The 13,704-nt window shown below is 70.7% G+C and carries 11 protein-coding genes; 5 read left to right on the forward strand and 6 right to left on the reverse strand.

The window, feature by feature from the left end; all coding sequences use genetic code 11:
- Positions 1-47: 47 nt before the first annotated feature.
- Positions 48-3,038, reverse strand: a complete 2,991-nt coding sequence (locus ACZ37P_RS11470) for a carbohydrate binding domain-containing protein (protein ID WP_467346221.1) — start codon at positions 3,036-3,038, stop codon at positions 48-50.
- 359 nt (positions 3,039-3,397) lie between these two features.
- Here ACZ37P_RS11470 and ACZ37P_RS11475 point away from each other — a divergent pair, with 359 nt between their 5' ends.
- Positions 3,398-4,777, forward strand: coding sequence for an FAD-dependent oxidoreductase (locus ACZ37P_RS11475; RefSeq protein WP_467346179.1), 1,380 nt, complete (start codon positions 3,398-3,400; stop codon positions 4,775-4,777).
- 141 nt (positions 4,778-4,918) lie between these two features.
- On the opposite strand, the gene ACZ37P_RS11480 is transcribed toward ACZ37P_RS11475, so the two are convergent.
- From ACZ37P_RS11480 to ACZ37P_RS11490, 3 genes are all read right to left on the reverse strand, one after another.
- Entirely contained in the window at positions 4,919-5,818 is a 900-nt protein-coding gene (locus ACZ37P_RS11480) for a hypothetical protein (RefSeq protein ID WP_391163244.1), read from the reverse strand.
- Between the two features lie 182 nt (positions 5,819-6,000).
- A complete protein-coding gene (locus ACZ37P_RS11485; protein ID WP_467346181.1) occupies positions 6,001-6,168 on the reverse strand; it encodes a hypothetical protein in 168 nt (55 codons plus the stop codon).
- A 225-nt stretch (positions 6,169-6,393) separates the two neighbouring features.
- A complete protein-coding gene (locus tag ACZ37P_RS11490; RefSeq protein ID WP_467346183.1) occupies positions 6,394-7,002 on the reverse strand; it encodes a class I SAM-dependent methyltransferase in 609 nt (202 codons plus the stop codon).
- Positions 7,003-7,015: 13 nt separating this feature from the next.
- Between ACZ37P_RS11490 and ACZ37P_RS11495 the strand changes: the two genes are divergently transcribed.
- The 3 genes from ACZ37P_RS11495 (at position 7,016) to ACZ37P_RS11505 (ending at position 9,377) form a co-directional block, all read left to right on the forward strand.
- Positions 7,016-7,351: a YnfA family protein gene (locus ACZ37P_RS11495; RefSeq protein WP_355346642.1), complete on the forward strand. Its 336-nt coding sequence runs from the start codon at positions 7,016-7,018 to the stop codon at positions 7,349-7,351.
- 117 nt (positions 7,352-7,468) lie between these two features.
- On the forward strand, positions 7,469-7,873 hold the full coding sequence (locus ACZ37P_RS11500; protein ID WP_188284368.1) for a roadblock/LC7 domain-containing protein: 405 nt from the start codon (positions 7,469-7,471) through the stop codon (positions 7,871-7,873).
- A gap of 103 nt (positions 7,874-7,976) precedes the next feature.
- Positions 7,977-9,377: a DUF6397 family protein gene (locus tag ACZ37P_RS11505; protein ID WP_467346186.1), complete on the forward strand. Its 1,401-nt coding sequence runs from the start codon at positions 7,977-7,979 to the stop codon at positions 9,375-9,377.
- On the opposite strand, the gene ACZ37P_RS11510 is transcribed toward ACZ37P_RS11505, so the two are convergent.
- Both ACZ37P_RS11510 and ACZ37P_RS11515 read right to left on the reverse strand, forming a co-directional pair.
- Positions 9,264-10,130: an acyl-CoA thioesterase gene (locus ACZ37P_RS11510; RefSeq protein WP_467346187.1), complete on the reverse strand. Its 867-nt coding sequence runs from the start codon at positions 10,128-10,130 to the stop codon at positions 9,264-9,266. The two genes, ACZ37P_RS11505 and ACZ37P_RS11510, sit on opposite strands and share 114 nt — an antisense overlap.
- Positions 10,131-10,155: 25 nt before the next feature.
- Positions 10,156-12,669 (reverse strand): DEAD/DEAH box helicase, encoded by a 2,514-nt coding sequence (locus ACZ37P_RS11515; RefSeq protein ID WP_391045692.1) that lies wholly within the window; start codon positions 12,667-12,669, stop codon positions 10,156-10,158.
- A 133-nt stretch (positions 12,670-12,802) separates the two neighbouring features.
- Between ACZ37P_RS11515 and ACZ37P_RS11520 the strand changes: the two genes are divergently transcribed.
- The gene (locus ACZ37P_RS11520; RefSeq protein ID WP_355346630.1) at positions 12,803-13,597 is read left to right on the forward strand and encodes a metal-dependent hydrolase; all 795 of its coding nucleotides are present in this window, start codon (positions 12,803-12,805) and stop codon (positions 13,595-13,597) included.
- Positions 13,598-13,704: the final 107 nt, after the last annotated feature.

The following is a 13,704-nucleotide window of genomic DNA, read 5'->3' on the forward strand; positions in this document are numbered from 1 at the left end:
TGAGCCCGGCCGGGGGGCCGGGGGCTGATCCCGTGAACCCGGCCGGGCTACTTCAGGTACGGGCCGTCCGTACCGATCTTGCCGGGCGCCGCGTTCTTGCCGCCCAGGTCGAGCACGTACACCCGCATGTCGCCCTTGCCGGGCGCCGCGACGGCCAGCGTCCCGTCCGTCACGGTCCGCACGTCACCCGAGACGGCGTCCACGTAACGGCCGTTGGGGACGCCGCTGAAGGACGCCGCGTCCGTCACCGTCACCAGCGCGAAGCTGTCGACGCCCGACGCGGTGTCGGTGTAACGGCGCTTGAACGACATGCCGCCGCCGTTCACCCCCTCGGTGCTGTACTGGCCCATCTGCAACGCCGGAATGGCGCGCCGGATCAGATTCAGCCGTTGGAGGTGTTTGACCAGAGGCTGCGCCAAAGTGGTGGCCACCGCCCCCGAGGCACTGTCGACCTTCCCGAACTCCGAGGCCGTCACCGTGCCCGCCACATGGTCGCCGTAGTACGCGCGCCCCGTCGTCGCCAGCGGGCAGCTCGGCCCGCAGTCGATCGTCTTCCCGGCCTGGAACTGGATCTCCGACCCGTAGTAGAGCGTCGGAATGCCGCGGAAGGTCCACATCAGCGCCATGTTCTCGGCCCACGCGTCCTGTCCGCCGGTGTAACGCACCGACGACTTGTTGGGACCGTAGTCGTGGCTGTCGACATAGACGACGTTGTACGTGGCGTCGTTCGTCGAGTCGTCCGAGTCCTTGCCGTTGTTGAAGGCGTTGTGCGCGTCACCGAAATTCATGTGCATGCGCATGTCGATGATGTTCATCCCGGAGAATTTGCTGTGGTCCGGGGTGTGATACGCGTTCCCTTCCAGGAAGGCGTTCGCGGACGTCGGCTGGTTTCCGGTGCCGAGCTGCTCCTCGTAGTTGTACTGCTCGATCGACGCGGTGGCGTCGTCCGCGCTGTACTCCTTGCGCTCCTTCCAGGTGTAGAACTGCGCCGAGTGGTTGACCGATCCGCGGTTCCACTTGTCGTTGACGAAAGCGCCGACCTCACCGAAGACGAAGAAGTTCCGCGCCTTGTCGGGACCCCAGTCCTGGACTTCGCGCTGCTGGATCGCGGGCAGGAAACGCCGGTTCCAGGTGACGCGCGGAATGTGCACGGCGGTGTCCACGCGGAAGCCGTCCACCCCCATGTCGATGTACTTGTTGTACGCGCCGATCAGATAGTTCTGCACCTGCGCGTTCTCGGTGTTGAAGTCCGCGAGGTCGTCGGCGAGCCAGCAGGAACGCGAGTCCTCGCCCTCCCAGTTGCCGATCCAGCACTGGTGGTAGAGCGACGCGGGGAACATCTTCGACGTGGGGTTCGGCCACTGGCAGTTGTAGATCGTGTAGCCCTCGGGGCTCTTCTGCCCCGTTGGCTTGCCCCAGTTCAGGCACGTATTGCCGGACGGCTCGGCCGTGGACCACAGATCGCCGTTGTAGTACGACTTGCCGGTCTTGGGATCGATCGTCAGACCGTCGTACTCGAAGCCCTGCTCCTTCTCGTCGTAGTACCACGACCACTGCGAGTCCCTGACGCCGTAGACCGTCGGCACGAACAGCCCCTTGGCGCCCCACCGGGAACTGTGGTTGTAGACCACGTCCTGGTAGATCTTGATCCCCTTGGCGTGAGCCGCGTTGATCAGATCCTGATACGACGCCCCGGCCGATTCCAGGCGCGGGTCGACCCGGTAGAAGTCCCAGCCGTGGTAACCGTGGTAGTCGTAGTCGCTGCGGTTGAGCACCACGGGCGTGATCCAGATCGCCGAGAAACCGAGCGCCTTGATGTAGTCGAGCTTCTGCACCAGGCCCTTGAAGTCACCCCGGAACATCGGGTCGTTGTTGGCCGCGTTCCCCGACGCCACGTGCTGGTTGCCGCCGCGGTCGTTGCTCGTGTCGCCGTCGTAGAAGCGCGCGGTGAGCACGAAGTAGATCGGGTCCTTGCGCGGGTCCGTGCCGATCGGTGTGCCCGGAGTCGCGGGCGGCGGCGCGTGGCCGGTGGTCGCCCGAGCCGGAGCGGAGGCGGCGGAGATGTTGCCCGCCGCGTCCAGCGCCTGGACGGTGTACGTGTAGGCGGTGTCCGCCTCCAGGCCGGACTCGGAGAAGACCGTCGAGCCGACACTGGTGACGATCGTGCCCTTGGTGCCGCCGGTCCTGGTGACCCGGTAGCCCGTGACCCCGGTGTCGTCGGTCGACGGATTCCAGGTCACCACGATCGAGGTGTCGGTCGCGGACGCCTTCACCGTGCCGGGGACGGTCGGCGGCGTCGTGTCGGGGACGACGGCCGCGCAGGGATCGGCCGCGTTGGCCGTGACCTTGGTGTCCTTGACGGTGCTGACGCCCTTGGACAGCGCGTAGTTGGCGCCGTTGTTGTTGTCCCAGGTGCCGTTGCCGTTGTTGAAGGTGGCGGCGAGCCCCGCGGCCGTGCCGAGGTCGACGGTCTTCTTCACCCAGCCGGTGCAGGCCGCCTCCATGCCGATGCCCGGCACGGTCGTCCACGCGCCGCCGGTCGGCGCGTAGTGCAGATTGACGGTGGTCCAGCCGACGGTCGCGGTGGAGTAGAAGACGGTGGCCGAGGTGCCGGACGGGCTGCCCGTCTCGCCGCCGCCCGGGTCCCCGCCGCTCGCGCACGGGTCGCTGTGGGCGATGGCGCCGTTGTTGACGGTGATGGTGCCGGTGCCCAGGGCGTAGTTCTTGCCGCCGTTGTTGTCCCAGGTGCCCTGGCCGTTGTTGAAGGCCGCCTGCCAGCCGGTGGCCGCGCCGAGGTCGACGGTCTTCTTCACCCAGCCGGTGCAGGCGCTCTGCATGGCGACGCCGGGCACAGTCGTCCAGGTCCCGCCGTCGGGCGCCCAGTGCAGGTTGTACGACGACCAGTTGGTCGTCGCGGTGGAGTAGTAGACGGTTGCGGTGTTCGAGCCCGCCGCCGAGGCGGCGTGCGCGGAACCGGTGGACAGGGAGGGGAGCAGGGTCGCCAGGAGTCCCAAGACGACAGCCACCACGGCTGTCAGCGGACCTGGTCGATATCTGTGGCGCGAAGCGACGGTCACGTCGTGCTCCTCGGACGGGGCCGCGAGGGCGGCCGGTGGAGGAAGCCGTACGTCCGCGCGCCACGGAACAAACGGCCGGATAAATTGCGCAAGTTGCTGCAACAAGTTGCTGCGAGAACGGTCGTGAGATTACTGGGACATGTCATGGACGTAAAGAGGTCTGACGGGGTTGCGTTCCCGGGTCCCGCCGCGCCGCCGCGTAGGGTTCCCGAGACGGGCGGGTGACGTACCCGGCCGACCGGTCGTAGAACCGTACGGATCGGACCCGGACCCCGGCCTCGGACTCCGGCGGACCGTAAGCGGAAGGGGACCCACGGAAGATGACGGAGCGTCTGGTGGTCATCGGCGGTGACGCCGCCGGGATGTCGGCCGCGTCCCAGGCCCGCCGCCGCAGAGCGGCGGACGACCTGGAGATCGTCGCGTTCGAACGCGGACGGCACACGTCGTACTCCGCCTGCGGCATCCCCTACTGGATCGGCGGCGACACCGCCGGCCCCGACGCGCTGGTCGCGCGTACTGCCGAGGAGCACCGCGAGCGCGACATCGACCTGCGGATGGGCACCGAGGTGGTCGACATCGACCTCGCCGCCGGCCGGGTGCGGGCGCGCGACGCCGACGGCCGCGAGGAGTGGACCGGCTACGACCACCTCGTCGTCGCCACCGGCGCGGAACCCGTACGGCCGTCCGTCCCCGGCATCGACGCGCCCGGCGTGCACGGCGTGCAGACCTTGGACGACGGCGAGCGCGTCCTGGCCACCCTCGACGGGGTCGGCGTACGCCGCGCCGTGGTGGTCGGCGGCGGCTACATCGGCGTCGAGATGGCCGAGGCCCTGCTGAAGCACGGCCTCGACGTGACCCTCGTCGACCGCGCCGAGCAGCCGATGAGCACCCTCGACCCCGACATGGGACGCCTGGTGCGCGACGCGATGGAGGGACTCGGCGTCCGTGTCGTCTCCGGCGCCGCCGTCCGCGCGGTGCTCACCGGCGCCGACGGCCGGGCCCGCGCGGTCGCCACCGACGACGCTGAATACCCCGCCGACATCGTGATCCTGGGCATCGGCGTACGCCCCGGCACCGCGCTCGCCCGCGACGCGGGACTGCCGCTGGGCGCGCACGGCGGCCTGCTGACCGACCTGGCCATGCGGGTACGCGGCCAGGAGCGGGTCTGGGCGGGCGGCGACTGCGTGGAAGTCCTCAACCTCGTCTCCGGTGACCTCCAGCACATCGCCCTCGGCACCCACGCCAACAAGCACGGCCGCATCATCGGCACCAACATCGGCGGCGGCTACGCCACCTTCCCCGGGGTCGTCGGCACCGCCGTCAGCAAGGTCTGCGACGTCGAGATCGCCCGCACCGGCCTCAAGGAGTCCCAGGCGCGCCGCGCCGGACTCCGCTACGTGACCGCCGTCATCGAGTCCACCAGCAGGGCCGGCTACTACCCGGACGCCGACCCGATGACCGTCAAGATGCTCGCGGAACGCGGCACAGGGCGGCTGCTCGGCCTCCAGATCGTCGGCCGCGATGGCGCCGCCAAGCGGGTCGACGTCGGGGCCGTCGCGCTCACCGCGCGGATGACGGTCGAGGACATGGTCGCGCTGGACCTCGGCTACGCGCCGCCGTTCTCACCCGTGTGGGACCCGGTGCTGGTCGCCGCGCGCAAGGCGGCGGACGCGGTGGTGGCGGACGTCAGAGCGGGCTGACGGCGGTTTTCGGCAGCAATATGCGGCGGTTTGCGCTTCCGGGCCCCTGGGGTGCCTTGCGGGGCTTTGCAGAGCTTGCGCGTCCTTGCGGGTTCCCGCGTGTCCTGATGGGTGTTCGCGGCTCTTCGTGCGGCTTCGCGGTCAGGACGGGGCCGCAGCCAGCTTGCTGAGAGCTTCCAGCAACGGCGGCAGGGCGGCGCCGCGGCCGACCGGCAGCACCTCGCCGGGCGCGTCGTCCAACAGCACGAAGGCGATGTCGTCGGTCCTGCCCACCAGACTCCAGCCGGGTCCGTCCGCCCGCACCGCACCATATGCGGCCCGTACGCGGCCGGGCGGCGGCGGATTGCGTACGTACTCCTCCGCGCTTTCGAGGACGCGGCGGATGCCGGTGTGCGAGATGGCCGGCGGGGCGGCCGGGTTGTGGGGTTCGGCTTCCGTCCCGGTGCCGACGGCTGTTCCGGCGTCGGTGACCGTGCCTGCGTCCGTACCCGTATCCGCATCCCTGCTCGCGTCCGCCGCCGCGTCCTCGGCCGCCTCCTGAGCCGCTTCCGCCGGTACGTCGAGTTGGTCGCGCCACTCGAACCAGCGGACCGCGATCTCGTCGGCCCCGAGGCGCCGTTGCGGCGGACCCCAGACGGAGGTGTCGGGCGGGGAGAGCGGAGTACGGCCGCCCTCCTCGTCCGGCGGGTCGTGCGGGGCGGGGATGCCGGGTACGGCGACGGCGACCGGCAGCGGCCAGCCCGGCAGCGAGGCGGCCAGGCTGTTCTCGTCGGGCGCCAGGTCGTACTCGAGTCCGCAGTCCCAGGCCGCCAGCGCGCACGCCACCGTGGCGGTGTCCGTCGTCGCCACGGTCCAGCGCGCCCCGCCGCCGTCCTGCCCGAAGACCAGGCCGTAGCCGTCGGCCAGCGGTTCGAGCCCCAACTCGGCGCAAGCGGCCGGATAGTCGTCCCCCAGGACGCCCGGGAACTGCCCCGGCGTCAGCATCGCGGCCGTCAGCACGAACAGCGCGTCGTCGTCCTCCGGGTTCTCGGCCGCGGTCATCCGTCGTTCCCTCTCGCCTCGCCCGCCGTCTCTCGTCCGCGCACCTTAACCAGCGAGTAACCTCCGCGTCGAGAGGTCGTGATGGCCGGAAATCCGCTCGGGCGGTACGGCGCCGGACGGCCGGTTTCCCGACGGTCCGCACCTGGTGATCGCCCGGAGTCGGCCCGTTCCCGGCCGCGCCGTCAGCTCTTCGCGTCGTGCGCGGTCAACGTCGTTCGCAGCCAGGCCAGTTCGGTGCGGCTGGTGGCACGGGCGATGGTGAGCCAGCGGTGCGACAGACGGAATGCGGACCAGAGGGTGCGTACGTGCGGTGGACGAAGGCGGCGGGCGACGGACCGGTCCGCGTCCACGTGCCCAGGCTGGGAGCGGCGTCGGGCGCGTACACCGCGCACATATCCGCGCATCCCGCGCTCATGAACCGCCGTACGCTCGTCGTCGACCTGCCCGGCTTCGGCGTCAGCGACCGCCCCGCGGACTTCGGCTACTCGCTGGCGGAGCACGCCGACGCGCTGGCACGGTCCTGGACGCCGCCGATGTGCGTGGCGCCGATGTGCGCGGTGCCGCCCCGAGCACCGTCAGGCGTGTCGGACGGCCACCGCCAGATACCGCTCCGCGGCGTCGTCCAGCGATGCCAGCTCCCAGCCGGTCGCGGCCAGCAGAGGACGCAGTTGCGGCTCGGCTCGTACGTCGTCGGCGCGCAGTTCGTGCCCGCGGCGGGCGGCGAGGGCGGCGCGGCCGATCGGATGGAAGAGCGCCAACCGGCCGCCGGACCTGGTCACCCGGGCCAATTCCCGCAGTCCGGCCGCCGGGTCCGGCAGATGGTGCACGAGTCCGGCGGCGAAGACGGCGTCGAAAGCCGCGTCCCGCAACGGAAGCTCCTCGCCGGCCGCCTCGATCAGCGCTCCGTCCCGGTCCCGGCCGAGGGCGACGGCTTCCCGCAGCATCTCCGGGGTCAGATCGACACCGACCACCGTGCCCGCCGCACCGACGACGGTCCGCAGCAGCGGCAGCGCCCGCGCCGTACCGCAGCCCGCGTCCAGTGCCCGGCCGCCCGGCCGCAGCCCCAACTCGCCGACCGCCGCCGCGTAGACGGGAGTGTCGTCGGGGAACCGCTTCTCCCACCCCACGGCCTTCGCGGCGAAGAACTCCCTGACCTGGCGGCGCCCGCTCTCGAAACTGGCCATGCATCATGGTCGCATGATCACGTTCCGCTCCATCGGGCTCTTCTTGCTCGCCGCCGTCCTGGAGATCGGCGGTGCCTGGTTGATCTGGCAGGCGGTGCGCGAACACCGCGGCGTCGGCTGGGCGGGGGCCGGAATCGTCGCGCTCGGCCTCTACGGCTTCGTCGCCACACTCCAGCCCAACGCCGACTTCGGCCGGATCCTGGCGGCCTACGGCGGGGTCTTCGTGGCCGGATCTCTCCTGTGGGCGATGGCTCTCGACGGCTACCGTCCCGACCGATTCGACATCGTCGGAGCGGTCATCTGCCTGGTCGGAGTGGGTGTCATCATGTACGCGCCACGCGGCGGCTGATTTCCGCCGGTCGCCTCCTTTCACGGCTCCGGTCGGGCGCCGTCCGTCCCGAGAGGGGGTTGCCGAAGCGGGCCCGGCAGGACAGGCTCGTACCGCAGCGGAGACGGGAGGTAGGCAATGACGGTGGGCAAACCGCTCGCATGGCTGCTCGACGACCTGACGAAGCGGGTGCCGCACGTGAAGCACGCGCTCGTGCTCTCCAACGACGGGTTGGTCACGGGCGCCAGCGGCGATCTCGACCGGCCGACCGCGGAACACCTGGCCGCCGTGTCCTCGGGCTTCCACAGCCTGGCCAAGGGCGCGGGGCGGCAGTTCGCCGTCGGCGGCGTGCGTCAGACGATGGTCGAATTCGACGACGGCTTCCTCTTCGTCACCGCGGCGGGCGACGGCAGTTGCCTGTCCGTGCTCAGTGGCATGGAGGCCGATGTCGGCCAGGTCGCCTACGAGATGACGCTGCTCGTCCACCGCGTCGGCGAACACCTCGGCGTGGCTCCCCGGCAACCGGGCGCGGCACCTTCCTGAGCCGGGGCGTCCCGAAGTTATCCACAGGCTTCGAACGGGCTGTCGTCCGTACGCGATAGATTCGTCACTGTCAGTGATTGAAGTTCGCGGGGGAGTGACGACAGTGAAGACGACGAAGACGGCCAAGACAACGACGACAGCGACGACAACGCCGAAGAAGAACGCGAAGGCGACGACGGGGACGGTGCCCGCCTCGATGCCGGGGACGGGTGCCGCGGCGGCTTCCGGGACGAGAGCAGGAGCGGCCGGGACAAGGGCCGGAGCGAGGGCCGGGACGACGGCGGCGACGAGCGCGGGTACGGCGACCGTCGAGACGCGGCAGGTGGCGTGGACGCCCGGCGGCGGGGCGGGACAAGGGCCGGGAGGCGGGCGGGCGGCGCCGGAGACGCTGACGCTGAACCGGGCGCGGGAGGAGCTGGGCCTGGACTTCACGCTCTTCGAGCTGGCGCTCCAACTCGGCGAGATCCGCACGGTCTCGCGCGGCAGCGGCCAGTGGCGGGTGCCCGTGGACGAGGTGACCCGGCTGCGGGACGCGGAAGGCCATCCACAAGCGCTGCTCGACCGGCTCCGACTGGTGACCAGCACCGAGGGCGCGGCGATGATCGGGATCAGCCGGGACCGCCTCGTACGGCTGGCGAGGCTCGGGCTGATCCGCCCGGTGCGCTGGTACGTCAACCGGTACCGGGCGCTGGTGTGGGTGTATCTCGGCCATGAGCTGAGGGAGTTCGCCGCCGCGAGCCCCGCGATGCTGAAGGGGCGGCTGCCCGCGGGACTGCGTGACGCGCTGGACGCCGGGCAGGATCAGCGGGCCCTCGGCTGGCGGTCCCGCCGGGTCGCCCAGCTCGTACGGGACTGCCATGACGCCTGGGACGAGGCCGCCGTCTGGGCCGCGCTGCTCGGTCCCGAGGTGACCGACGACGCCGTGTCCGACCCCTTCGACCGGGCCCGGCTGCGCGGAATCCGTGCGGCGCTGCCGCCGGGCCGCCCGGGACCGCTCGCCTCACCCGAGCTGACGAGAAGCCTCACGACCGCCGACCATCCGGACGAGATCGCGCTGGCCCTGGTCGCCCTCGCGGACGCGCTGGGCCGCGCCCGGACCGAACAGCCCGCACCGCACGCGGCGTTCGCCCCAGCCGACCGTTCGCCGCTCGCGCTCCCGCCTGTGGAGCGGGTGCCGCGGCAGCCGGAACGACTTCAGGAGCCGGAGCCGGAGCTGGAGTCGGAGCGGAGTGAGCCAGGCGGGCCGCACACGGGAGGGAGGCTCGAGCCCGAGCGGGCCCGGCACGCGGCGCCGCACCGGAAGCGGGGCGCCGCCCGGCCGCCGGGCAGGCCGGCGGGGGAGGGCAGGCGCCCGCGACGCGGGCTGCTGGGACTGCTGCGCGGACGCGGGTCAGCCGCCGATCTTGCGGAACAGCCCTTCCTGCATCACCGAGACCAGCAGACGTCCCCGCCGGTCGAAGATCTGCCCCCGCGCCAGACCGCGGGCACCCGTCGCGACAGGTGACTCCTGCTGGTACAGGAACCACTCGTCGGCGCGGAACGGCCGGTGGAACCACATGGCGTGGTCGAGGGACGCCATGTCGAACCCCCGCGGTCCCCACAGCGGTTCGATCGGCACACGTACGGCGTCCAGCAGCATCATGTCGCTGGCGTAGGTGAGAGCGCAGGTGTGCACGAGCGGGTCGTCGCCGAGCTGCCCGACCGCGCGCATCCACACCGCGCTGCGCGGCTCGGCGCCCTCGATCTCCCCGGGCGTCCAGCGCAGCCGCTCCACATAGCGGATCTCGAAGGGCTGGCGGCGGGTCATCCGCTCCAGCGCTTCGGGCAGCACGTCCAGATGCGCACGCAGCTCTTCGCCGAGTCCCGGCAGGTCGTCGGGCTCGGGCACCTCGGGCATCGGCAGTTGGTGCTCGAATCCCGGTTCCGGCTGATGGAAGGAGGCGGTCAGGTTGAAGATCGTCCGGCCCTGTTGGATCGCCACCACCCGCCGGGTGGTGAAGGAACGGCCGTCACGGACCCGTTCGACCTGGTACACGATGGGCACGCCGGGCCGACCCGGCCGCAGGAAGTACGCGTGCAACGAGTGCACCGGCCGCCCGCCGTCGGTGGTGCGGCCCGCGGCGACCAGCGCCTGCCCGGCGACCTGGCCGCCGAAAACCCGCTGCAACCGCTCCTGCGGACTCTGCCCGCGGAAGATGTCCTGCTCGATCCGCTCCAGGTCGAGCAGATCCACCAGCCTCTCGGCCGGGTTCGTCATCGCGTCCCCTTCGTCGTGCACCGGATCACAGCTCGCCGACGTCGGTCAGCCGGATCACCGCGCGGCCCTCTTCGTCGGAGGCCGCGAGGTCGACCTCGGCGGAGATCCCCCAGCCGTGGTCACCGTTGGGGTCGGCGAAGGTCTGCCGGACCCGCCACAAGCCGTGCTCCGGCTGCTCCTCGATCTGCAACAGCTTCGGGCCGCGCGCGTCGGGACCGGTGCCGAGGTCGTCGTACTCGTCCCAGTACGCGTCCATCGCCTCCGCCCAGGTGTCGGCGTCCCACCCGGCCTCGGCGTCCAACTCGCCGAGCTGGTGGTACTTCTCCAGCGCCGCCAGCTCGACCCGGCGGAACATCGCGTTGCGCACCAGCACCCGGAAGGCGCGGGAGTTGGCGGTGACCGGCTTGACCTGGTCGGCCCGCTCCGCCGCCTGCTCGGCCGTCTCCACCTCCGGATTGGCGAGCTGCTCCCACTCGTCCAGCAGGCTGGAGTCGACCTGGCGCACCAACTCGCCCAGCCACGCCGTCAGATCCTGGAAGTCCTCCGACTTCAGGTCGTCGGGCACCGTGTGCTCCAGCGCCTTGTACGCGCCGGCCAGGTAGCGCAGCACGATGCCCTCGGTGCGGGCCAGCTCGTAGTAGGAGGTGAACTCGCCGAAGGTCATGGCGCGTTCGTACATGTCACGGACGATGGACTTGGGCGACAGCGGGTGGTCGCCGACCCACGGGTGGCTCTGGCGGTAGATGCCGTAGGCGTGCGACAGCAGCTCTTCGAGGGGCTTGGGATAGGAGACGTCCTGAAGACGCTCCATCCGCTCCTCGTACTCGACACCGTCCATCTTCATCTCGGCGACGGCCTCGCCACGGGCCTTGTTCTGCTGGGCCGCCAGGATCTGCCGCGGGTCGTCGAGGGTGGACTCCACCACCGAGACCATGTCCAGGGCGTAGGAGGGGGAGTCCTTGTCGAGCAGTTCGAAGGAGGCCAGGGCGAAGGTGGACAGCGGCTGGTTGAGGGCGAAGTCCTGCTGGAGTTCGACGGTCAGCCGGATGATGCGGCCCTCGGCGTCCGGCTCGGGGAGGCGTTCGACCACACCGCCGTCGACCAGCGAGCGGTAGATGGCGATGGCCCGGCGGATGTGCCGCAACTGGTGGCGCCGGTCCTCGTGGTTGTCCTCCAGCAGGTGCCGCATCGCGTCGAAGGCGTTGCCCGGCCGGGCGATCACCGACAGCAGCATGGTGTGGGTGACGCGGAAGCGGGAGGTCAGCGGCTCCGGCTCGGCGGCGATCAGCTTCTCGAAGGTGAGATCCGACCAGTTGACGAAGCCCTCGGGCGGCTTCTTGCGGACCACCTTGCGGATCTTCTTCGGGTCGTCCCCGGCCTTGGCGAGCGCCTTCTTGTTCTCGATGACGTGCTCGGGAGCCTGCGCCACCACGAACCCGGCGGTGTCGAAACCGGCCCGCCCGGCGCGCCCCGCGATCTGGTGGAACTCCCGCGCCCGCAGCGTCCGCACCCGCGTGCCGTCGTACTTGGTGAGCGCGGTGAACAGCACGGTGCGAATCGGCACGTTGACGCCGACCCCGAGGGTGTCGGTGCCGCAGATGACCTTCAGCAGACCCGCCTGGGCGAGCTTCTCCACCAGCCGCCGGTACTTGGGCAGCATCCCCGCGTGGTGGACGCCGATGCCGTGCTTGGCGAAGCGCGCGAGGTTGCGGCCGAAGGTGGTGGTGAAGCGGAAGTGCCCGATCAGATCGGAGATGGCGTCCTTCTCGGCCTTGGTGCACATGTTGATGCTCATCAGCGCCTGGGCCCGCTCGACGGCCGCCGCCTGCGTGAAGTGCACGATGTAGACCGGGGACTGCCGGGTCTCCAGCAGTTCGGTCAGCGTCTCCGTCAAAGGCGTCGTCACATACTCGTACGACAGCGGCACCGGCCGGGTCGCCGAGCGCACGACCGCCGTGGGGCGGCCGGTCCGGCGGGTCAGATCCTCCTCGAAGCGGGAGACGTCCCCCAGCGTCGCCGACATGAGCAGGAACTGCGCCTGGGGCAGTTCGAGGATCGGGATCTGCCAGGCCCAGCCCCGGTCCGGCTCCGCGTAGAAGTGGAACTCGTCCATCACGACCTGGCCGACATCGGCGCTCTTGCCGTCGCGCAGCGCGATGGAGGCGAGGACCTCGGCGGTACAGCAGATCACCGGCGCGTCCGGGTTGACCGAGGCGTCACCGGTCAGCATCCCGACGTTCTCGGTGCCGAACAGCTTGCACAGGTCGAAGAACTTCTCCGACACCAGCGCCTTGATCGGCGCGGTGTAGAAGGTGACCTCGTCCCGGGCCAGCGCGGCGAAGTGCGCACCGGCCGCGACCAGGCTCTTTCCCGATCCGGTGGGGGTGGAAAGGATCACGTTCGCACCAGAGACCACCTCGATGAGCGCCTCCTCCTGCGCCGGATAGAGAGTGATCCCCTGACCCTCGGCCCACGTCGAAAACGCTTCGAAGAGGGCATCGGGGTCCGGGGCGGGAGGCATCTGATCGATAAGGGTCACCCCACCATCTTGCCTGTACCGGCGGCGCGCGGCGGAACCGGAGCGGGCCGCGGTGATCATCAACGATATGGTGTGCCGTCAACGATGCGTCAACTCCGCCTGCGGGCGGCCTTGTAGGGGGCTGAGCACCACCATGATGGGACCTGCGCACTCACTCTCGGGAGCGGCGGCCTGGCTGGCCGTCGGAGCGGTCGCGGCGGGTGTGGATCATGCCATGCCCTGGCCGACGCTCGTCGTCGGTGCGCTGATCTGTGCTGGTGCCGCGCTCGCCCCCGACCTGGACCATCAGGCGGCGACGATCTCGCGCGCGTTCGGCCCGATCTCCCGCGTGCTGTGCAAGATCATCGAGCACCTGGCGCACGCCGTCTACAAGGCGACCCGGATGCAGGGCGACCCGCGACGGGCGGGCGGCCACCGCACCCTCACCCATACCTGGCTCTGGGCGGTCCTGGTCGGCGGCGGCTTCTCGGCCGGCGCGGTCTACGGCGGGCGCTGGGTGGTGCTGGTCATCTTGTTCATACACATGGTGCTCGCCGTCGAGGGACTGCTGTGGCGGCAGGCCCGGATGTCCAGTGATGTGCTGGTGTGGCTGCTCGGCGCCACCAGCGCCTGGGTGCTCGCCGACGTGCTCGACAATCCGGGCAACGGCAAGGACTGGCTGTTCACCGATCCCGGCCAGCACTACCTGTGGATCGGGCTGCCCATCGTGCTCGGCTCGCTCGTGCACTGCGTCGGTGACGCGCTGACCGTCTCCGGCTGCCCGATCCTGTGGCCGATCCCGATCGGCCGCCGCCGCTGGTACCCGATGGGACCGCCGAAGTTCATGCGCTTCCGGGCCGGGAGCTGGGTGGAGCTGAAGGTGCTCACCCCGGTCTTCTTCCTGGCGGGCGGCGGCTGCGCGCTCGGCGCGCTGGGCGTCTTCGGCTGACGCGGGACCCCTCGCACGCGAGCGGGGGGGGGGGGGGAGGTGTCCCGGGGACCCGACCCCCCCCCCACGGTCGGCTCTTCAAAGACACCCACACACCCCACTGGCAC

Source organism: Streptomyces sp. NPDC024632, from assembly GCF_055559175.1.

What these genes read in the sequence shown, in the direction of transcription:
- ACZ37P_RS11475 (WP_467346179.1), top strand. Translation starts at nt 3,398, where the DNA reads ATGACGGAGCGTCTGGTGGTCATCGGCGGTGACGCCGCCGGGATGTCG.
- ACZ37P_RS11480 (WP_391163244.1), bottom strand. Translation starts at nt 5,818, where the DNA reads ATGACCGCGGCCGAGAACCCGGAGGACGACGACGCGCTGTTCGTGCTG.
- ACZ37P_RS11490 (WP_467346183.1), bottom strand. Translation starts at nt 7,002, where the DNA reads ATGGCCAGTTTCGAGAGCGGGCGCCGCCAGGTCAGGGAGTTCTTCGCC.
- ACZ37P_RS11495 (WP_355346642.1), top strand. Translation starts at nt 7,016, where the DNA reads ATGATCACGTTCCGCTCCATCGGGCTCTTCTTGCTCGCCGCCGTCCTG.
- ACZ37P_RS11500 (WP_188284368.1), top strand. Translation starts at nt 7,469, where the DNA reads ATGACGGTGGGCAAACCGCTCGCATGGCTGCTCGACGACCTGACGAAG.
- ACZ37P_RS11510 (WP_467346187.1), bottom strand. Translation starts at nt 10,130, where the DNA reads ATGACGAACCCGGCCGAGAGGCTGGTGGATCTGCTCGACCTGGAGCGG.
- ACZ37P_RS11520 (WP_355346630.1), top strand. Translation starts at nt 12,803, where the DNA reads ATGATGGGACCTGCGCACTCACTCTCGGGAGCGGCGGCCTGGCTGGCC.